This is a genomic window from Paenibacillus xylanexedens (genome assembly GCF_017874615.1).
GTDB classification, from domain to species: domain Bacteria; phylum Bacillota; class Bacilli; order Paenibacillales; family Paenibacillaceae; genus Paenibacillus; species Paenibacillus xylanexedens.
Genome location: NZ_JAGIKV010000007.1, coordinates 292,055 through 313,602, shown reverse-complemented (window position 1 = coordinate 313,602; position 21,548 = coordinate 292,055). Strand labels below are relative to the sequence as shown.

Genomic DNA, 21,548 nt, shown 5'->3' with positions numbered 1-21,548 from the left:
AAGCTAGCGATAGTCTTATCATACTATAAATGGAAGCATTTTCAGAGAATTAAAAATCTTTCTTTCCAACTTATATGTGCCTTTCGGAAGCTCTTGTTAGAAGCGTCAAGGATGGACGAATCTATTTAGGCATGAAAGAAAAAATCCACGTCTTTTAGTTAGACGTGGATTTAGGAATATGATCAGCTACTAATTTTCAATTATGCCAATATAGAACGGACATTGCGTAGAACTGATTTCATAAATTCAGAGGTTGGTTCGGTATGCCCCGCAATTTGGATACGTCGTTGTCGCACATCAAGACTCTTCAACTGATCCGTTAAAACAACACCTGAAAATGGCAGCTCTTCTGGTAGTGTAACTTCAAAAGGATAATCCTTGGCTTGGCTCGTTATGGGACATACAACGGCAAAACCCGTTATTTCATTGAATTCAAGTTCCGATAGAACAATAGCCGGTCGTCTCCCGGCTTGCTCGTGACCCGCTTGAGGATCAAAGTCAAGCCATATCAGATCGCCTCGTTTGGGAATAATCAAAGTAACTCGTTCCCTTCAGTACCAAAGTCTATTTCTTCATGTCTTGTATCCTGTTTCACTTTAGAGAGCAAAGTCTTTAGATGGTTACGTAGTTCCTCATTGGACTCTACAGGCTTGGTTTTTGGACGCAACAACAATTCATTATCTTCTGTCACCAAAATCTCGATTTCCGAGCCTTCTTCCAGATTAAGACGCTTAAGCAATTGGTTAGGAATGCGAATTGCACTGCTATTTCCCCATTTGCTAAGTGTGGCTGTAGTCATGGCAATCCCACGCCTTTCGTTTGATTGATGCTCCAATTATACCTCACCTCCCTACAGTTGTATATCTATATGATATACATGAAACAGTAAAAGGATACATTGTATTCAACCATAAAATAATGATTGTACAGCCTATGGTTATGAATAGATATACCATTGGTACAAAGCAAAATAAGCATATAAAAAAACCTTATTTGGTCGAAACGAGGTTTCCCAGTCAGATCATCTCCAACAATGAAAAACAGCTGTAAGCCTTAGACGAAAAAAATGAAGTCCAGACTGCCCCTGTTTTATGGAGCTATAGTCCCTCGGTAGCTTACCCTTGTATAATATGCCTTGATCTCGACTGCCAGTTCGGACGCAGAAGTGTTCTTAATGCGATAGCGAACCTTATAGCTGGAACCGAAAACCAGATCATGATCATCGACCTCTGTAGAGATTTCGAAATCCGGTGTTTCGAGGGCAGTCAGCCCGCGACCCGACTTTTCAAATTCAGCCCGCAGGGAGACATCTCCCTTTTTCCACGTATAGTCAAAGAAATCAAAACCACACTCCCGTCGGCCATCCGGCCTCCACGGTCTTGCGCACAGCAGCGTAAGAGGGATCGTATTCAATAATAAGGATTTGGTTGATAATCGAAGTTACGGTCATGTTCTGATCTCCTTCTCTTTATGTACAGGATGGTGAAGAAGCTAGTGATAGTTTTATCATACTATAATTGGAAGCGTTTTCAGATAATTATATCATTGCCTGGTATCCACTTCTGTATTAAGTGTCAATGAATCCATGCCTTATGTACGGGTAAACATATTGCCGCAGTGTGCCCTGAAATGGACATACATGTGAACTTTGACAAGCTCTATTCGCTATTGTTACTCTTTGTACAGGAGTGTTTCTTTTATATATAAAAAAGATAGATTCATGGAGGGAAAGCATGACAGAATGGATCACGCAATTTATACTCTTTTTTAAAGATTTGTCATACGCAGGTCTCGTTATTGCCTTGTCGTTTGAATTCGTACCTGCTGAACTTGTGCTGCCCATGGCGGGATATTGGGTGTATCTTGGGGATATGAAGCTTTGGCTGGCTATTCTGGCTGGTACCGTAGGCGGAACGTTTGGACCTCTGACGTTGTATGCCCTGGGACGATACGGTGGCAGACCGATGGTCGAAAAATTCGGCAAGTATTTCTTGATTCGCCCCCACCATCTGGACGCTTCCGATAAGTTCTTCGAGAAATATGGCAGCGGGGTAGCTTTCTATGGACGTTTTGTACCCGGCATTCGGACGGTGATCTCAATCCCATGTGGAATGGCGAAAATGAATGTGTTTAAATTCAGTATCTTTACATTCTTGGCCATGCTTCCGATCACCTCATTGTACATTTACTTAGGCTTCAAATTAGGCTCTCAATGGGAGCATGTGGATGAGATTGTTAAGCCTTATATCGTTCCGGCAGCGGTGGTTTTCTTAGGCGCTTTTGGATTGTACGTGCTTTTGAAACGTTGGAAAAGAAGAACGGCTTTGAACAAGTCATAGTCTTGTTGAAGTAAGGAAAAGAGATGCGCAATTTGATGATTTTTTGAAATAGTCGTATGCTAAAATTCATCTGATTATATGTAAGACCCCACTCGATCCTAAGGATCAGTGGGGTTTTATCGGTTTAATGACTATTTAATGACTATCTAACTAATAAGATACTGATAGAAAAATTAATTTCTATTTTAAGTCCCTTTTAGAATTGTTTTTAAGTCTTTTATAGACTGACTTGATAGCTCATAAGCATAATTACTGTCAGATTCCATTACGACCATACCGACACTCTTATCAAAATCGATGTATAGATCAAAAATTTTGATATCATTGCTACTGTAATTAACAACTATTTTTTCGTCTGTTTTCCCTACATCAATAACCTTCTTGTTCTTTTGAGCAGATTCTAAAATATTTAGAATTTGATTAACAGTGTCTCTTTGAGTGATTTTGATTACATTTCCTTCCTTATGATATTCTATCTCTGCCACAACATCGTCATTGTTTTTTTGATTACAAGCTACAATGATAAGGAGACATAAACAAATTAAAAACAATAATCCTATCCTTTTCATTTTGCACTTCCTTCCTTGTTCATAAAAAAAACTCTTTTCCCACTCTAATGTTTAAGTGAGAAAAGAGCCATTAAAAATTATTTATTGCTTTGGTTTATACAACAATCCATAATTATTTCTCTGCAGGTAATTAGTTCATCTAAAGATCCTAAAATATTTTTCTCACATGTTTCTTCAATATTTTTATACCTCAAGTATTTAAATCAGTTCCTGCCTTCTTTTCAAATACACATACAACACTACTCCCGATGCCGCACAGATCACAGCACATAAACCGATGAATCCATACCCTGCCTGAAGTCCGCGTAGCAGTCCCAACTGAGTCGTTGAACCGTACAAATTCTTCACGCCCTCAATCACCCAGCCAATCACATAGTTACCAATGACACTACCAACCCCCATCAAGGTAACCGTGAACGTAATCGCGGTGTCACTGCCGTTCGGATATCTGCGTGCGATAAACGCCATAACTGTTGGATAGATCATCGCTATGCCAGCGCCAGATATCGCAAAGAAAATCGCAAGTCGTTCTCCCCCTGCAAGCGCCACGAACGTACATACTCCCGAGAAAGCCGAGAACAGAATCAATGACAATACAAATCCGATTCGGTCCGTCAATGGACCAAGCAGCAGACGTCCCAGCGAGAAGCTGAGGAAGAACGCAGACAGCAGCCCAGATGCTTTGACTGTGTCCCAGGTGTAGGCTTTCTCCAGGAAGTTAACGAGCCAACCTCCAACCGCCAGTTCCGATACCACGCCAAAAGAAAGAATGAGCACCATCAGCCAGATGGCAGGATCACGTGTTAACGTCTTGAGTGAAGTCCGATCTTCATGAGGAAGATCATCTCCCGGAAATTTGCTGCGCAGCGCCGCAATGATTGGCAACATACAGAGTGACAACATCACCAGATACATGCCGCGCCAGTCCAGTTCGTGTCCAAACACCTTCAAGGACATGACACCCGTCGCCAGCAAAGGTGCTACCGTTGAACTCAGCCCATAGAAGAAATGGGACAGGTTCATCATCGTACCTGTGTTTTTCACAAAAATCCGCGCACCCAAAATCGCCAAGGCAATCTCCAGCATGCCGTTACCGATGTACATGAAGAAGTACGATGAAGCAAAGAGTGGATAGGTATGAGACACATAAATGAACACACCCGATAGGATCATAGATGCAAACGATATGATGCTAACTGCCTTAATGCCCCATTTGCGAACCAGAATAGCCGTGAAGGAGCAGGCGATCAGGTACCCCAGTGCGTTCAGGGACAATAACGTCCCTAGCTGTTTCTCATCCAAATTGAAGTCGAATTGAATTCGCGGAATGGCCGGCCCCTTAATATTTTCCGATATGCCAAATACGATAAATCCCAGAAATATCGTTGCCAGTTGCATGGCGTACAGCTTGTTAAACTTTCGTTTGTTGCCTTGTGTACCTGCTTGCTGATTCAAAATAAGTTCCTCCATTGTGTTCAGGAAAATGATTGCACGTTATAACTACGATTGCAGTACCATCTTCCGACCGCTGTTATCCCTGTATTTTTTTGATTTGTTCCTAAAGGTGAAAATACAGTGATAAAGGCGTTCTTCAGATTGGTTCTGCCCTCTACGTTATCGTTTCAATGATTTGTACATTTGAAATAGGAAACATGGTTAAGCTTTATTCCTAAAAATAGAATACTCGTAAAAGCTCCTTTTTCCTTTACCATTGCTTCTCAATCACCTGGATGCGGTAGGTCAGGCTTTCCAGCGTCACCGTGACTAGCCCAGTCACATATTCGCGCCGAGTGTCTCTTTGGATAATCAACTCCGGCATATGCTCCAGTGGAATCATTCGATCCAAACAACCTTGCGTCAGGCCATCCCGCATAGCTGGGTCCATTGTATCGCCTGTAACCACAATTGTAGCCGGGTTAATGATCGCGATGATGGATACAAGCGTTTGTACGACGAGTTCCTTCAAACCCTCTGTCGTTTTCAACATGCGCAATTGCTCTTCCCGTGACACGCCAAACGGTAGAAAAGATACCTCGCCCCCAAATTGTGTGTTCCCGGTCAGCGGACGACCATCAATGATAAAACCTGCACCCGGAAAATGGTTCTCGGGAAACGTCACCACCGCAAAGTTCTTCTCTTCCTCAAATTGCTGCTGGTTGTACAGTCCGTAGACTGTCAGGTTCATGTCGTTGCCAATGACCACTTCCACGTCTTCATACTGCTCCTTAAGCCTTGGCCCGAGTGGCTGATACATCAGATCCGGTACGTCGCAAATGCCAATCACACCGTTGTGTGCCACCCCAGGTATGCCGATACCAATCGCTTGCACATTGTGGTGTTGTTCGATCAGGTTTGCAATCAGATCCTCTACCATCGTGACATTAATCTCATCCAAAATGAGAGTCTGTTCGTCCGCCATCTCTCCGTTCAGATTGGCATATGTATGTGTGATCGAGTGAATGCCGCCCTCCGTTCGAATAATCAGGCACAGTACACTGGCGTAGTCCGCATTAAACTGGTACCGACTCGCCGGTCTCCCCCCGCTCGATTCATCCGGGCCCAGATCAATAATCTCACCCGTTTGGAGTAATTCGTTCAGGATCGTGCCGCATGTCGCCACGCTAAGTTTGGTCAGGTTTGCGATGGAAGCCTTCGTACCTACGCCCATGGATCGAAGCGTGTTCTTCACCAGTTCAACGTTGATCCGTTTTACCTGTTGGGTGTTGTGTGATCTAGGTAACATGGTTAGTTGTATGCCTCCTTTCGTTCATTTCGAACCATTCAATGAATGTTTTTAAAAGTATTTTAATAATTGAAGTTTAGGTGGATTTGTGGGGAAAGTCAATGCTTAATTGGAGCCAAAAAGTTTGGACGGGAAGGCAAAAAGACAGTTCAAGATCATCTTGTGTGATCCTGCACTGTCCTTTAGTTGAGGTGGTTTTATGTAGACTGACTCATTTGATGGGCCAAGATGCTCTTCTCCAGCCTTACTTCAAATAACTTTCGGTATAGATCCTGTTCCATTGCATGTAGGTGATACGCAGCCTGTTTCACCGTGTCCATGTGCAGTACCCCTGCTCGCTTGGCGATAATGTCCATGGCGTCCAATATGAGTTTGTTGCATGTAACGAGTTGATCAACGTAATCGTCTTCTTGTTGGACAAGTTGTGCGTACTGCAAAGCGAGGTCTCCGCTTTTGGTACTTGTCATGTCACCACTCCTAAAATTGGTACGCATAAGAGTACCAGATATACAAAAAGTATATGGTACGCTCATGCGTAACGTCAAGACCATATGGAAAATTTAGGAGTGATTTAGCATGGCAAAGAAAGTCTTTGTTAATATTCATAAACTCACGGAAAAACATAATATCTCACTGCGCGAACTGGCACGATTATCTGATATACGTCACGCTGCGTTGAGTGAGTTGCAGTCTGGGAAACGTGAGAATATCAACTTTGCTCATATTGAACGGATCGCAGAAGCATTGGACATTGATGATATTAGGGAGATTATTGAGATTCGGGATATTTAGTTGAAAAATACTGTGACTATTTTAAAGAACCAATGTACTTTCAAAAAAACCCTGTTTATTATACCTTATCGACAGTCTTATATCTCCAATCTAATTTTAAACCAATCTGCTAGTCTCTTAGCCAACAAAGGAGGAACTGCATAGCCGATTTGCACAAAATTAGAAGTCCTCAGCCCTTCAAAAAAAACCAAATGGAAATAATTGGATTAAAAATACTTCTCTAACAGTAAGAGAACGTTTTTTCGTTATATCTGGGTGAATATAATGATGACCATCTTTTGATATATGAGCGACTACAGTATGAGAATACTTCTCCCCCAGCAACCGCCTTCAATCTGTCAAGAAATGAAGTAAGTTTCTTATGTATAATTAAATGCTCTGGTAGATCAGGATATTTTAAATGACTCTTTTTTTGTTCCACTTTTCTACTACAATATTACAATCCATCGTCTGTAAGATATATTGTGTAAGCTCTCAAACCCATTTAAATGGAAGAAAGAAGAGAGTAAAGGAGAAAACATGGGACTTTGGTCAAAACAGCAAATTCAGGAATTCATTAAGAAGAACAATCTGGTAAGCGCGCAAGATGCACAGAATGCAATAAAGGATCTATTTGCAGAAACATTCAGGAGATGCTGGAAGCCAAGATGGATACCCACTTGGTCTACGGAGAGCATGAAGTGAAGGCAAATCTTACTCCCAACAGCCGAAAATGGAAAGAGCCGTAAAGCAGTAGTCAGTGAGTTTGGGCTTGTCGTTAAGAAAAATTAATAATCGGCCTCGCAAGGATCTATCTGGATTGAAACAAGGATGTCTTAGGGATGTGGATTGGTGAGAATAAGTCCTGCAAGTTCTGACTGAGCGTTCTGAACGAACTAATAATCGGGTAGTTCAAGACATCCTCATCATCTGTATGAACAAACCTGACTGGGTTCGAAGGAGGCTTACTTGAACTCAACCTTTCAAGGAAGTCTGGGGCGTTAAATATCCGCTCTTAGCGAAACAATTAGGATGAGCTCATTAACTTTTTCAAGTACCCGCCTGAGATTTGCAAACCCATCTATACTAACAATATGAACGATAGTTACCACCGCCAGCTTCGTAAGGAAATCAAAGGGAAAAGTATCTTGCCTACGGATGAATTCTTACTAAACCACCATGCACTAGAGCTGGCTAAGTTTTTTTACACTCAAATACACTGAAGTGTTCTCTCATCAAGGCAGCTCAAGTTCGTGACTGTAACTCACTTTTCGATGTATCTTTGATCATTTCTTCCGTCACTGCTCCTACCATTCTAAAAAACATCCGGTTGTCCGTAAATGTTGCTCCTAGAAACGCTTCTTGAGTTCCTGAAATTCTTCCTGCAACACCTTGGAGGATCGACCTTTCAAATATATTGAAACAAATTACTGGGTACTATCGTCGACGGACATGATACCAACAGATGAACGTGTTATTTTCCTATACTACCTCGGATAATCCTTGAATTTCTTGTTTAACATCCTTGATGAATTAATTCTCGTACCATTCTGCTACTGCGCCTTGTAACACTTTGTATCAATATTTTATCGTCCACACGATATGATATTCGATATCGTACCTCGTGTGGCTTCCATTTTGGATGTATCCCATGCCTTCTCAACCTAATTTAGTATGTCAAACCTCCCGGAAAGCACTAAAGTGCCTGCTAGTTCTGGAGGGATTTACTGGCTGAAATCTAATGGGTTTAGACCAAGAACTTTATTAATTACTCAACTTTCTCACCTAGAATATCGAGTCAACCCTTTGTGGGCGTAAAAAAAATTTAAACATCACTGTTTCTATTGACAAAAAAACACCTTTCTTGTTTGGTATCATGGAAGTGCGACCAACCATGCCAACAAGAAAGGGGTGTAACCCTATATTACAAAAACATTCCTTGTCTGAACAGTCTCATTTTTTCTAAACTTTTTGCTACACTCCATATCGGAAAAGCCCTCAGGCACGCAGGCATTTCCAAATCATTTGGTTTTTCGAGTTTAGCCATTTTTCGAATCGTATTCTCGTTGGTTTTTGAAGAAAAGAACTGGTTTCGCCTTTTGGAAAGTGACCGCGGAGCCGATTTGCCAGGTAAAGATGTCTTCTATCGGTTTCTAAATGAACCCTCCTTTGCCTGGCAGCGATTTTTGCAGACGTTAAGTCTTCAGATCGTACGCCATTTTAAATCGCTCATTTCCTCCCACCGGGTACGTGTATTTATCATTGACGCTTCATGCTCAGCCGAAACCGGAGTAAAAAAGCAGAGCTCTTGGCACGTGTATTTGACCATTCCGCAGGCAGGTACATCAAAGGTTATACGATGCTCACGCTCGGTTGGTCGGACGGTTTTACCTTTGTGCCGCTGGATTCTGTCATGCTTTCTTCTGCCAAACTGGCCAATCGTTTTTGCGAAATGGCATCCCATCTCTCCAAGCGGAGCCATGGATACAAACTACGAATAGAGTCTTTTTCTCGTAAGCCCGATGCATTTGTAGGCTTGTTAGATCGGGCTTTAAAAGCCGGATTCACTGCGGATTACGTGCTGATGGACAGCTGGTTTACACAAGCTCCACTGCTTCGCCAGCTCACAGGCAGAGGTCTGTCTGTGATTGGAATGATTAAAGAAATGAAGTAGCGATATCTCGTACAGGGACAGCATATGACGCTAAGTACCGTGTTTCAAACCCTGCCCAAATCGAGGACAAAAGACATCAAAGGCTCCGTGGTCGTACATACTTCGTGTGGTCTGCCTGTGAAGCTTGTTTTTGTGCACAACCGGAATAAAAGACGAGAGTGGCTTACCATTTTAAGCACAGACGTCACGCTCGATGAGACGAAAATCGTACGAATCTACGTTATGCGTGGAGTATTGAGACCTTTTTTAAAGTCACCAAGAGCTATTTGAAACTGGGAACGGAATTTCAGGGTCGTCCTTCGACCAACTGATTAGCCACACAACGGTTGTATTCAACCGTTATTTAGCGATGGAATACGAACGACGCGAAACCAGTGATGACCGGACACTGGGTGGGCTCTTTTTTCTCTTTGCCGATGAGGTTCGCGATCTGTATTTTCAATCCGCGCTTCAGCAACTGATGATTTCTCGACATGTCTCAAGCGAAAACGAAAAAGAACAAATCGGCTGTTTTTTGTCAACTACAAGAATGGATCTCCGGTTTACCCAGCTATATCAAGGGTTTGTTTAAAGATTTAAGCTGCGAAAGTTGAGTTAATTAAAAGTGCTCTATCTGGCCACTGGGGGCAAATACTGCTCCAGCTTTCGGTCTTTTACCGGATCGGAATCGGGTCGGTCAACACTCGGGGTAAATTCGGAGTCTTCCCCCTCAGGCGAAAATATACTTAAAAGATTTTACACAAAATCATTGACAGACTCTCTTTTTTTCATTGTTTTATAACATTATTTATTTATCTCCGCGTCTTAACTATTGGAGCTCATGCAATACAACTTATAATAACTTCTTATCAGAGAAATCATTAAGCAAACGTTCTAGAAGCACTTTCTCGATGAGATATAAATCATCAAGAAGATTCATTAATTGATAAATATATTTTTTCTCCTTCGATATTTTATATTTTATATATAGATTAAGTAAAATTTCACTTTTATTCTCGAGCGTTTTAAATCCTTCGCGAAAAATAGACTTAAAATCAAAGAATTTATTTTCCTGTATATATCTTATTCTTGCAACCATGAGTTTTTTATAATTATAAAGCGTATAATATGGTCTAACATCTATTAACTTGTTGTCCTCCAAGTGCAAATTAATCTGTCTTTTCAATCTAGGTAAGATATTAATACCATAAGTCCAATCCGAATATAATTCATGACTATAGAAAGATCTAAAATTTAGTGATAGATTTTTCGATTCAAAATAGTCCTTTATTTGTTCCGCAACAAATTTCATATCAAATTGGTATGGTAATCCTAGATGATGATTTGGATGTAATTTCAATAAGTGCATATAGTTTACGTGTTGAGTAACATCACTATCTATATGTGTTTTCCCAAAATCGTAAAATGACTTCTCTATTTCTGAGTATGAAGCATAGGAGCACATATATTTTCTATGCTTCAAAAAACCAGAAATATTAAACCGTTGCTCATTATCATCGAATCCGTTTATAAATATTGCATGTGGAAATGAATACTTTTTATATGCTGGCGAGCCTGGAATATAATATTCATTTACATGCAGCCAAATATAATTTTCAAAATGGATTTGATCTTTTAGAAATTCAACTATATCTGGAATATACTTCAATATCGTTGACCTTAGTAATCTTTGAGAGTCTACGAAACATGGATGAAAGTGATGTTCAGGTGTTTGTGCATAATAATCTAGAAAGCAATTATTACTCGATTCCATAAAACACATATTTAAATAATTACTGTAAATCCATGGAAGAAATTTTTCGTTATTAGATATAATAGAAAAATAATATGCATGCTGCGGGTAATTGGAGATAAGCGGATAATGTATAGGAAGTACTTTTGTATTCAATAAAATCATCCCTTTGTTACTATTTTTCAATCATTTGGTTACTTAAATTCAAACCATAAAAAATTATTGAGCAAAGGTGTCTACCATTAATTCCAACCTTGAGTTTCCAGTGAATGAATTTATTTGGTGATTCCACCCCGAGAACTTGAAATATTTTTAAAAAAAATCTGTTTTGTATATATTTCCAACCGGTTTTAACCCCGCTAAAACAGTATTATAGGATTCAGAGTGTATTATTAGGAGATATTTTATCAGGAAATAGGAACTAGTACAGCCAAGCTAAATAAGTCTTGAAATTGAAATGTTCCTGAATGCAGTGAGGGGAGAGCAATGCTATCTCTTTAAACAACTGATCCGACGATGAAGTACGCATCAAAATTTGGTCATTTTACCTGAATCTTTCGGAATCTACTGAGGGAATCAGTAACAGTGAGATCAGCAGCCGGTGGCTTCCTCTTCACCCTCTACAAATCACGCTAGCGTGGGAACGCTAGGCCAGTACCCCAGACTATGTATCATCGAACAATATCATCCCGAAGAACTCTAGGCTGTGGTGTTTCAGGTTTTCACTACGAACCCCAACCTGGTACCCTACAATGCCAACCTTTACCTAGCAGCAAGTGATTCAAATAAAAGAGATTGCCAATCAAGATCCTGAGGCTTGCGGACTTCCCGTGAGTTGCTGGACTGCGCTTTAAGTAAGGGATAAGACAGTCCCAACAAGGCGTTGTACTGTCTATTTTCGTCCGACAGGTCGGTCATCTTTTTAAAATGAGGCGGATCTCAGTCCCTACCGCTACCAAGTATGGATGAATGTCAAACAGGAAAATCCTGCTGTTTTTCCCAAAAGGCCCGAGAAATTTCCTACTCTATCGATCGACTCCACTGCTTCACTCGTTTGGCTTACATGTGGTGTCCTTTGATGAAATCAGAGGTATTCAAAAACTGGAACGACTTCATCCGACCTTGCCGATGAAATCAGGCTTGTTGAAACGCAAATAGTTCGAGTATTTCTGTCATGGCACACTAAGCCTTATTGCTAGTTTTAATGTGATCACGGGGCAAATTGTGAGGGGCGTAGATGGCACCTCCCCGGAACGAAACCGATTTTATGATACATGTGAAGCAGCTTGTGAAAAATGATGCCCACAGAGAGTTCATTGCCCCCGACCTGAACACCCACCACTCGGAAAGCTTGATTCAGGTTAAGGGAAAACACAGGTCTAGCTCCTCCGTGCAGCAAGCAGTGACTTACGCATTTTGTTAACCATCATATAGACCATTACAATGAGATTTCCGACATTGAGGTAGCCACGAGCTCGGCCTTTGGAGACTTGCACATGGCCATTAATTCCTTAGAGCAGACCATTGGTCGTATGTCTGTGGAACCAGCAGTAAAGAATCCCTTCTTCATGCCAACAACTACTAACACAAAATAATTCGAGTTTTTTGTAGGTTGGATTAACAGGTAAGACTAACAGACTGATATCAAAATTTTACTTTTTCTGCCAATTAAACACATTCGCTGCTTTGATAATTGTTTGACCATACAATATATGACCTGTTTCCAGATCAACTCTTCTACACTCTATCCTTCATCAAACTCCATTTCTCAACCATTATCTATCTGTCTACAACCGACATTTCCATAGCCTCACATAGATAAAACGAAAGAGGTGTTTCAAATTATTAGGCAGTTTAATAGAATATGTCCAAGCAACTATGGTTTTTCAACTTCCATTCTCGTGGAAAAGCAGTACTAATATTTCTTCTGCATTAAATATCGAATTGTTTACTTTTAATACTTTGGTCCATTCCGTCTCCACCACTAATCATCCCCGCTCTTGATGAGGGATGATTGATGCGATATTGGCCAGGTGTCACATTGTAATATTTCTTAAATATTTCATTGAATTGGGAATACGAAACATAACCTATCATTTCCGCTACTTCACAAATTGATAAATTTGTTTCCAACAAAAATTGCTGTGCCTTTTTCATTCTATAAACTTGTAAGAATCTCATGGGAGGTATTTTAAATACACGAGAGTAAGTGTTACTTAGATAAATGGGATTACACTTAATTAATTCGGAGAGCAGTTGGAGCGTTAGCGGCTCTTTATAATGTTCTCGAATATACCGATTAACGAAAATTAATCTTTTGTCAATTTTTCCGTTTTTCGTTTCTTTTCTATCAGATATCGCTATCTCACAGCCTGCATTTTCTATTATACAGTTGATAAGTGGAATAATAGCTTCTATATTTGCTGCAAGTTTTTGATAGTTAGTGATATATGTAAAGCTGGCAAGTACACTTGATATGCGTTCATCTACATTTGACCGCTTAACAATGATCGGAATTTTTAGCTGTTGAGAATGTTCGGTTTTCTTAAAACCAAAACCTCTCACAACTATGAAATCTTTAACGCTAGGGTTACTTAAAGTAATTTTTCTCCCAATAACAATATCTCCCTCGCCAAGTTTAACAGGGCTTCTTGTACCTAAATTAAGCAATCCACCCATTTCAAGCAGAACCAAGTCACTCTGTTGAAACTCCATCTGGCATGAACTAATAGGAAGAATAATCTCATGATTTCTTATAGAAGTAACGTACTCCATATCATTCACCTGCAGGTTATAAACTAATAACGCTTTCATTTTATATTTTTAAAAAACTCTTAAACATTTAATGCATCAATGAATTATTAGATTTTTTAATAACCAATTTATTATTTCGAGAGACCACTACAAACAGATCAGAGTATTTTGTATCAAAAACCGATAGGATAACACAATAAAAGAACAACTTTCATACTTCATCGCTCTTTGTATTGATATCGATATGATCTCTCTACAAAAATAAGTATTATCATTAATATTTAACATTTAAGTTATATAATAACTTTAACATTCTATCCATAGTTCGTCAACCAAACACACATTGTAGAGCAGTCGCTTCTAAAATGAGTGAAAAAACAGGGAAATACACCAGACTCAACAATGAAATGAAAGCAAGGAGCTGAGCTTGTGGAAACGAGAAGTTTATTGAATTTGTTTGAAGAAATCCCCGAAGTGAGAGTAACAACCATTAGTTACCATTAATTAAAATAAATGATATTTACCATTGTCCTTTCCATTCTCAGCGATTGTCTAAATTTGTCGAAATGTAAATTTTTACTCGACTACACGAAGAATGGCTACGGACTTTTTGGGAGTTACCCAGCCCTTGCCCCTCCCATGATACCTTTCTATTAGCGCTATTCCTAAGACCTGCATATGCTATTCAAAAGTGGGCCGATACCGTTCGTGAAAAAATAACCTGGAGGCTATATCCAAAGATGGAAAATACCCAACGAAGCAAAGATACGGTTCACACTAAAGGTTAACTACATGTGTTAAGTGCTTAGGCTTTTGGCCAAAGCAAACTGCTATATCTCAAAGGCTGCATCGTAACCATCGAAACGATGGGAACGCAAAAAGACCTCACTTAAACAATCATCAAAAGTAGCAGAAAATACTGGCTGCTGGTCAAGGACAATTAACAGATGCTGAAAGAAGAAATCTCCTATTACCTGGAGAACAGAAGTTACGACTCAACGAACAGCAGACAGTTAATTCGCCAGCCCCTGATGCAAAAATCATAGACGGTAGTTGCTATGTGACAGAAGAGTTTGAACGGTTAAGAAGCAAGGAAGAATGGAGCATCTTGCGGGAATCGGCCTGCTGGTTTCGGAGCGCATAATTGTCAAACAGAAGACAAGGTAATCAGCCATTTTATCTATAGGACGGATTGTAATATGAAGCGCTACACTTACTGGAAATAGATAAAAAAATGGCCCATGGCCGGATTCGTGTAGAATGACGCCACCACAACAAACATTCACACAAGAAAAGGAAGAATCCACCATGAGATACACACATCATAGCATAATCAAACGAGATCCTCCATCAGCAAGGTATAAGCTCACAAGCAATTGCTGAGGAACTGGGCAAACATCCTTCGACTATTTGCCGTGAATTAGAATGAGCCGTTTCATCCGAATCTTATCAGGGACGTAATAAGGCTTCCGTACCCACCGTGAAATGGTCCGATTGGCTAACTCTACTTCACCGGGGCACAAGCTGAGGGCCACATGGTCTCCGGAACAGATTACCGAAGATGAATTGCCTGTGTTCTCCTTCAAAACCATCTATCGCTGGATATACATGAAGACTGATTCGAGTCGTGGTATACATCCTTCTGGTTAAAGTAAAGCGTCAGAAACCTGTTGAAACTCGCGGTCAATTCCCCATTTTCTAATTCATTTCGGATCATCCGAAGTAAGTCTATTCTCGTAAAACGTTTGGACACTTGGAGCCGGATACCATATTTTCGGGATGCGGTAAAAGTATAGGATGCGTAGCCACGCTTGTTGAACGAAAGGCGTCGGTATGCAGCAATTCTTATGTCCAATTCTACCCATTGTCAATGGAGATCGCACTTGCTGTAGCCATTTCAAAGTACCCAAAGAGACGTTTATTTTGCTGATCAGTATTCATCCTAGCAACGCGATTCCAATGAGAATGCGAACGGGCTGCTGCGAGAGTTTTTCCCGAGGATGAAGACCTCGCCCTCCTCACTCGATCTCATTAAACAGACCTCGTAAATGTTTGGGATGCAAAACGGCTCACGAATCTTTTTCAATGGAACTGTCTCACTTAAATTGACACACAGCGTTTGCCAGTGCAACACGTGCGGAATCACGCAGTACCTGAGGAGCATGAGTGCTCATCCTTAGCATTATGTCTAAAGAAGTATTGCACCAACTTATTGTAATTCACCTTCGAGAGATCAATGAAAATCTGGTTCCCTTTCGCTGGACATATGACTTAGAAATCTAAGCATTTTAAAAACGTTAATTCAGGAGTGATCTATCGAATCGAGCTGAATAAATAGGGATATCTAATATCATTCCAATTCGAAAATTTACAACTCTCTTCTTATTCTAGATAAATCACCTGCTTATTCTGAATAATTAATTTTCTGTCAATCTACCTCAGGAACAATAAAAGCTCCTTCTTCAGCGACCATGTCTAGGGATAATTGAATAACTGTCTTCATGATTCCACTGAAATGTTAAGACAATGCTCGGTCATTTCTGACCATGATGAATACAACTCCATAACCTGATCTTGCTCAGAATAACCACTATGGACGTTAATTATCTCCATATTTGTAATGGCTCGCAGGCCATGCAAGGTCTTAATTGGAATGTGCAGAACGTTACCCGCTTTCACTTTCATCTGAATACCGTTCTGAACAAACTCTCCCTCACCTTTCACAATAGTCCATACCTCTTCACGATACAGATGCATGAGATAGCTCAGATATCTTCCTTCTTTAATGGCTACCCGTTTCGTGATAACACTGCGGCCATCATCAAAACGTTCATCGTCAAGAATCCGAACAGTGCCCCATTCTTTCTCTTCGAACATTGGGCCTTGATCATAATTAATATAATCTTTAATTCGTGGACTAACACTCTTATCAGTAACCAGAATACCATCTGGACAAGCTGCGACTACCACATTAGAAACCCCTAGTATCGTAACTGGGATTTCAAGCTCATTAACAAGATGCGTATTGATACAATCCTCACTAATAATACCCTTTCCAATCTTGCTCTGTTTCATCTCTTCCGTTAGTGTATTCCATGTACCAAGGTCCTTCCAGTATCCTTCATAAGGAACCACCACGATATTATCGGTCTTCTCAACAACTTCATAATCAAAACTAATTTTTGGCATTTCATGGTAGTGTTTCACAAGTTGCTCATATTGAGTAGGATATCCATTTTCTTCAAGAATATTAATGAGATACCCCAATTTAAAGGAAAACACTCCGCAATTCCACAATGCTTGCTGCTCAATCAATTGAGCAGCAACTTTTTCAGAAGGCTTTTCTTGAAAATGACTTACTTTCAAGATATCGTTGGTTGCTAATTGTCCTTGCTCTGGTATAATATATCCATACTTTGCAGACGGGTAAGTTGGTTTTACTCCAATTAGGGCTAGATCAGCTTGAGTCGTTAAGATAGTCTTCTCCAACTGTTTAATGACATAAAAAAAGTGGTCTTCTACATAAGGATCCACTGGTAAGATAACTATGACTTCATTCAAATTTACTTTTACAACAGAATATAAATAAGAGACTGTTAAAGCTATGGCCGGGAAGGTATCTCGACGTTCTGGTTCAATAATAAGCGGTACAGAATATCCAATCTGGTCATGCATCATTTCAATCTGGGATTTGCCTGTTGCGACGTAGCTAGATTCGGCTAATCCGCTTTTACTAATTTGACTCCATACCCGCTGCACCATAGATATGAGTTCTTGTTCTTCGTTCTCTATTACCTTCAAAAATTGTTTAGATCGAGCATCATTGGACAAAGGCCACAGCCGCTTGCCTGATCCACCAGATAGCACTACTAGTTTCAATCACTTAACCTCCTTTTGACTCGTTCTATTCTAAATCACCTATTTCTTCTTAAATCACACTATACACACAGTAAATAGGATGAAATTTTTTGGAAAATAAAGCTTGATAAACTAACCGTTATATGAATTATATCGCGACTCTTCACGAGCAGTCATGCCTGGCTAACAGAGACTACATTTCAAATGATGTATTCCTTAAAAATGTATCTTTTCGAAGTTTAAAGATACGCGTCAGTCCTATATGAAAATACTAAATCAGCTTTGCTTCTCTTGGGAAAACAGATACTTGAGATCACAAATTTTCGGTGACTTAAAAAAAGAAAAACCCTGGTTTTTCTAAAAAAATGGATTTAACTGGTTTTCACACTGCGATCCGGCTTGTGTTGCGGCTAGTGGGTATCCCGATATCAAGCCACTATCACTATAAAAACAGTAAGTGAGGGACGCCCTGCACCAGACTATTCCTACCAAGAATGTGGCGTAAGTGTAGCCGATAAACTGAATGAAGAATAGCTGATGGAGCTGATTTCAGACGATCGCTACAACTACAGATATCGTATATTAACGGTTAATCTAAAGCGTGCCTATAAGCTGATTATTAATAAGAAGAAAGTGTAATGGCTTTGTAAAAATCTTAGTTTGCTGAGGCCTCAACGTAAGTTGAAGACGAAACACCCCAGAAAAACGGCTCATAACTGAATCCTTACAAGCTCCAATCAGTAATTTGAAACGGACATAACATATGGCTATATCGCAAGTTAAAATCTCTTTTTCTTTATTCAGTCGTTCATTGATGTATACGATCGCTCCATTATTGCCTACTGATTGGCCTTCGTTGTGAAGTCAAAGATATAGTAAGGATTCTGCATCAAGCCCTGTTGAAACGTCCGCTATGGATTCGCGTGGTACGCTCAGATAACGGTACACAGTTCGTTTCTCATACCTTTAAAATGGCTTGTGAGGACTTCGGAACCCTACATGAACGAATTCCACCATGATTGCCTAATACGAACGATCATATCGAGTCCTTCCATCGCATTCTTCAAGATGATTATCTATATCTCCGAATGACTTTACCACCTATGGTGAGAAGTATGAGGTAGTCATTGCGTTCATGATCTTCTATAAGCAAGAAGAATGCCTTACAGTATTACAGACCTGCTCCTCATGAGCTCTACAAGCAGAGAACCTGATTAAGCCCATTGCCATTCAAGCGGTCCGTTTGTAATTTGAAAAGCTATGAAAGAATGATATTAAGAGAGCATATGTCCAAACTTAATGGGTTAAACCCCTCCGACTGGAAAGTGACCAAACATATACATTCCGAAAACAAACTTTATACTATCAACCAAGCGACTGAGGATGTTCCTTACCATAATCAAAATAATCTTCGCCATACAAAAGATTAAATAATTGATTAAAGATCTCATAAGAAACACTAAATCGACCACTTTGAGTTATTCCACCGCTACCACCAGTTGTAATCATTTTACATGCTAAAATATTCTCTCTAAGAAACTCAGTCTGGGCTAATGTATATTGAGGATGATATACAACCCCACCTCGTATCCCTATATCAGACATTTTTTCTAAAATTTCCTTTGTTATTTGATTTAATTGATTTGTATAACTAAAAAAGGCCGTACCACCAGCTTGATTTATAAGTTGAGTTAAGTCTTTTAGATTAGAGTAAAAGTATTTATCATGATCCTTCGACAATTTTAGAGATTCATTAAGCTTATAATATCCTAAAACCTTAATGTTGATATTATCAACCACAGTATTGTATTCCAAACCAATGAATGTAAACTTCTTGAATCCACCATTATTGTAATAAGATTGAATTAGTTTGGAGTAGTAAGGAAATATGTCATTATTAAAAATATGCGCACACACTTTCACGGATGCATTTTTTTCTATTAATTCAACTTTTCTACAAAAATTTTCATATTGCATTGGAAAAATTGTTTTTGAATACAAATCTGCGTACATGTTGTAATGATTTATATCAAGATGTGGAAAGAAGGTTCGAAATTGCAGATCAAACTCATTTCCAACCTCTGACGAATGTATAATATTTTGCATTGCGTCATTTGCATACATTTTTCGAATATTAGATTTTAAATTTCTTAATTTTTGTACTGCATTTTTCCCTCTCAATAAGACAGCAGTTACTTCGCCTCTAGTCATATAAGATTTATAATTGCGATCATTATATAAGTGAATAAATGTATCTGACACTTGACTCACGCTTAGTCTAAATGTATTTCTGTGAACTTCTTTTAACCCCCCTTGCTCATCTAAATAGGATAAAATTATATTTGTTAAATTTTTCTCTATACCATCCGGTTTCACTAATAACAATGTATTTTCGAAAAAATCGTTTTCGTCCATAGTTTTCACCTTCAATTATGTTTTGAGTATACTGTTTTTCTTATTTTTCCTAATCATCAGCAATTCTAGGCTCTTGGATTTGTTCTATGTCATTGAATAAAAGGTTTTATCAAATCACCTTATCGGATACTTAAAACGAAATTATGATTGTTACGCGATGACAATTCATAAAAATCGACAAAAAATCCACTAGATTGGAATATTTCCAACAATTCATCTTTGTTATATTGATAATTATGGCCTAAATTATGACTAAAATAATCTTTTTTTGTTTCAAATTCTTCAAATTTAGGCATATCCTTCCATGATTTGTAAGTGTGAATGCGTCCCCAGTTCGGTGTGGTTAAACAGATTTTTCCTTTCAGAGTCAAGAATGATTTGATCTTCATCATCGTTTGTACCGGATTACAGACAAAATGTTCAAAAACCTCTGTTAAAATGATAAAATCATATTTATGTGGTAGCATCAAACTAGGATCTTCAATTTCTCCATGAATAACCTGGTGGAGACTTTTGTTATATTTCTCTTTAATATATTTTGACGTCTTTAATGTTCTACGATAACCTGCATAGGAGAGTATGTCATAACTCAAGTTAGGAAAAGTTGATATAATTGTGGCCATTAAGTTACCATAGCCCGGTCCGATCTCTAATACATTACTATTTATTTTTAAATTTTGAAGTAAATATTTTAATACCGGAGACCACCAAGTTATTGATTCAATCAGAAATTGAATCATACTCTCATTAGCAGTTCCAACAATAGGTAGAGATAAAAGCTCTTGCTTATCATAAATATTAATTAACTGATTAATTGTATCTATATAAAGTGAGATAACTTCTTTATTGCTGGAAAAAGGGATAAATTTCTCATGCAACATTATACTATAGTTTTCAACACCATTTAGATATAATTGCGCCCGAACGGTGGATAATTGATCTTTTTCCACCGCTACAATTAAATAATATTCACTTGCATTGTCCATGACGAAATAGGGTGATAGGATTTCACAACTTTCTATTTCTTGCCCCCATTGTTTGTCGTTATTACTACAATATTTATCTATAATTATCCCCTGTTTTTCCAACGCTTGTTTTACTATATAACCTTCTAAGCCTGTTCCAAAGACAACTATTTCCTTGTTGTTCTTATGTTTAATATCGTTTAATGTTTGCTCAATATTTAAAAGAAAAATAGCTAATGGCATATTTTCTATATGACTTTCTTGCAAATAAATTATTTCCATAACCAACCTCATTTTAAGTTTTTATTAACAATTGAATTTGTTAACTAGAGCGTGTGCTTCAAACTCAGGCAAGCTATACAATAATGGATGTTCATGTTCAGCGTCCAAAAAAATCTTGATGCCCATGCTGGCTGATCCTGGCCAATGAGCAGACGAATTTCTAAGGAATACGAGACGTCTTATTTGGCCTTCAGGTCTTTTTAGCAGTTTATTTCCTGCTCAAGCTCAACCTAGTTGAAGGGCTATGGAGATGGCTAAAAAGCGATGTTGTTCACAAAGTCTTTTACAAGAAGTTTTACCACATTCGCATTTACGTAGCTGCCCTTTATGAAACGCTTCAATACCAGTCCTATGGAGTTCATAGATTGACTTTATAAACGAATGTAATTCAAAAGTTCAGTCTAAAAAAGTTAGTCTGTACTAAGTATTTCATGATAATATCCCTA

Annotated in this window: 13 protein-coding genes and 3 pseudogenes; 5 read left to right on the top strand and 11 right to left on the bottom strand. The window is 39.0% G+C overall.

Annotated features, from left to right (window positions below; all coding sequences use genetic code 11):
• Positions 1–200: 200 nt before the first annotated feature.
• Together J2Z28_RS11990 and J2Z28_RS11985 are read right to left on the bottom strand one after the other, a co-directional pair.
• Positions 201–536 carry a type II toxin-antitoxin system PemK/MazF family toxin gene (locus J2Z28_RS11990; RefSeq protein ID WP_211082662.1) on the bottom strand — a complete coding sequence of 112 codons (336 nt, stop codon included), beginning with the start codon at positions 534–536 and terminating at the stop codon, positions 201–203.
• Positions 533–835, bottom strand: a complete 303-nt coding sequence (locus J2Z28_RS11985) for an AbrB/MazE/SpoVT family DNA-binding domain-containing protein (RefSeq protein ID WP_017687001.1) — start codon at positions 833–835, stop codon at positions 533–535. The genes J2Z28_RS11990 and J2Z28_RS11985 overlap by 4 nt, the downstream gene beginning before the upstream one ends.
• 898 nt (positions 836–1,733) lie before the next feature.
• Between J2Z28_RS11985 and J2Z28_RS11980 the strand changes: the two genes are divergently transcribed.
• On the top strand, positions 1,734–2,339 hold the full coding sequence (locus J2Z28_RS11980) for a DedA family protein (protein ID WP_211082661.1): 606 nt from the start codon (positions 1,734–1,736) through the stop codon (positions 2,337–2,339).
• A gap of 185 nt (positions 2,340–2,524) precedes the next feature.
• On the opposite strand, the gene J2Z28_RS11975 is transcribed toward J2Z28_RS11980, so the two are convergent.
• The 4 genes from J2Z28_RS11975 to J2Z28_RS11960 form a co-directional block, all read right to left on the bottom strand.
• A complete protein-coding gene (locus J2Z28_RS11975; protein ID WP_211082660.1) occupies positions 2,525–2,908 on the bottom strand; it encodes a YhfM domain-containing protein in 384 nt (127 codons plus the stop codon).
• Between the two features lie 198 nt (positions 2,909–3,106).
• Positions 3,107–4,306, bottom strand: coding sequence for an MFS transporter (locus J2Z28_RS11970; protein WP_211082687.1), 1,200 nt, complete (start codon positions 4,304–4,306; stop codon positions 3,107–3,109).
• 307 nt (positions 4,307–4,613) lie between these two features.
• On the bottom strand, positions 4,614–5,651 hold the full coding sequence (locus J2Z28_RS11965) for an ROK family protein (protein ID WP_211082659.1): 1,038 nt from the start codon (positions 5,649–5,651) through the stop codon (positions 4,614–4,616).
• 197 nt (positions 5,652–5,848) lie between these two features.
• Positions 5,849–6,118: a hypothetical protein gene (locus tag J2Z28_RS11960; RefSeq protein ID WP_211082658.1), complete on the bottom strand. Its 270-nt coding sequence runs from the start codon at positions 6,116–6,118 to the stop codon at positions 5,849–5,851.
• A gap of 109 nt (positions 6,119–6,227) precedes the next feature.
• On the opposite strand from J2Z28_RS11960, the gene J2Z28_RS11955 reads away from it, so the two are divergent.
• The 3 genes and pseudogenes from J2Z28_RS11955 to J2Z28_RS11950 all read left to right on the top strand — a co-directional run bounded on the left by J2Z28_RS11955 (position 6,228) and on the right by J2Z28_RS11950 (position 9,689).
• The gene (locus J2Z28_RS11955) at positions 6,228–6,443 is read left to right on the top strand and encodes a helix-turn-helix domain-containing protein (RefSeq protein ID WP_211082657.1); all 216 of its coding nucleotides are present in this window, start codon (positions 6,228–6,230) and stop codon (positions 6,441–6,443) included.
• A 519-nt stretch (positions 6,444–6,962) separates the two neighbouring features.
• Positions 6,963–7,594 (top strand): annotated as a pseudogene (locus tag J2Z28_RS31785) (transposase); the annotation flags it as partial.
• A 762-nt stretch (positions 7,595–8,356) separates the two neighbouring features.
• A pseudogene (locus J2Z28_RS11950) lies at positions 8,357–9,689 on the top strand (IS4 family transposase).
• 239 nt (positions 9,690–9,928) lie between these two features.
• Here the strand turns inward: J2Z28_RS11950 and J2Z28_RS11945 are convergent.
• Both J2Z28_RS11945 and J2Z28_RS11940 read right to left on the bottom strand, forming a co-directional pair.
• On the bottom strand, positions 9,929–10,984 hold the full coding sequence (locus J2Z28_RS11945) for a hypothetical protein (RefSeq protein ID WP_211082656.1): 1,056 nt from the start codon (positions 10,982–10,984) through the stop codon (positions 9,929–9,931).
• A gap of 1,776 nt (positions 10,985–12,760) precedes the next feature.
• On the bottom strand, positions 12,761–13,603 hold the full coding sequence (locus tag J2Z28_RS11940) for a helix-turn-helix transcriptional regulator (RefSeq protein WP_211082655.1): 843 nt from the start codon (positions 13,601–13,603) through the stop codon (positions 12,761–12,763).
• A 1,287-nt stretch (positions 13,604–14,890) separates the two neighbouring features.
• On the opposite strand from J2Z28_RS11940, the pseudogene J2Z28_RS31780 reads away from it, so the two are divergent.
• Positions 14,891–15,691 (top strand): annotated as a pseudogene (locus tag J2Z28_RS31780) (transposase).
• Positions 15,692–16,081: 390 nt separating this feature from the next.
• Here J2Z28_RS31780 and J2Z28_RS11930 read toward each other — a convergent pair.
• The 3 genes from J2Z28_RS11930 to J2Z28_RS11920 form a co-directional block, all read right to left on the bottom strand.
• Positions 16,082–17,461, bottom strand: coding sequence for a sugar phosphate nucleotidyltransferase (locus tag J2Z28_RS11930; RefSeq protein WP_211082654.1), 1,380 nt, complete (start codon positions 17,459–17,461; stop codon positions 16,082–16,084).
• Between the two features lie 1,344 nt (positions 17,462–18,805).
• Positions 18,806–19,855: a nucleoside-diphosphate kinase gene (locus tag J2Z28_RS11925; RefSeq protein ID WP_211082653.1), complete on the bottom strand. Its 1,050-nt coding sequence runs from the start codon at positions 19,853–19,855 to the stop codon at positions 18,806–18,808.
• A gap of 119 nt (positions 19,856–19,974) precedes the next feature.
• Complete coding sequence (locus J2Z28_RS11920; protein ID WP_211082652.1) at positions 19,975–21,102, bottom strand: methyltransferase domain-containing protein; 1,128 nt, start codon at positions 21,100–21,102, stop codon at positions 19,975–19,977.
• Positions 21,103–21,548: the final 446 nt, after the last annotated feature.

Excerpts from the sequence above, each read along its gene's own strand:
- J2Z28_RS11980 (WP_211082661.1), top strand. The coding sequence starts at position 1,734 with ATGACAGAATGGATCACGCAATTTATACTCTTTTTTAAAGATTTGTCA.
- J2Z28_RS11975 (WP_211082660.1), bottom strand. The coding sequence starts at position 2,908 with ATGAAAAGGATAGGATTATTGTTTTTAATTTGTTTATGTCTCCTTATC.
- J2Z28_RS11970 (WP_211082687.1), bottom strand. The coding sequence starts at position 4,306 with ATGCAACTGGCAACGATATTTCTGGGATTTATCGTATTTGGCATATCG.
- J2Z28_RS11965 (WP_211082659.1), bottom strand. The coding sequence starts at position 5,651 with ATGTTACCTAGATCACACAACACCCAACAGGTAAAACGGATCAACGTT.
- J2Z28_RS11960 (WP_211082658.1), bottom strand. The coding sequence starts at position 6,118 with ATGACAAGTACCAAAAGCGGAGACCTCGCTTTGCAGTACGCACAACTT.
- J2Z28_RS11955 (WP_211082657.1), top strand. The coding sequence starts at position 6,228 with ATGGCAAAGAAAGTCTTTGTTAATATTCATAAACTCACGGAAAAACAT.
- J2Z28_RS11940 (WP_211082655.1), bottom strand. The coding sequence starts at position 13,603 with ATGGAGTACGTTACTTCTATAAGAAATCATGAGATTATTCTTCCTATT.
- J2Z28_RS11925 (WP_211082653.1), bottom strand. The coding sequence starts at position 19,855 with ATGGACGAAAACGATTTTTTCGAAAATACATTGTTATTAGTGAAACCG.
- J2Z28_RS11920 (WP_211082652.1), bottom strand. The coding sequence starts at position 21,102 with ATGGAAATAATTTATTTGCAAGAAAGTCATATAGAAAATATGCCATTA.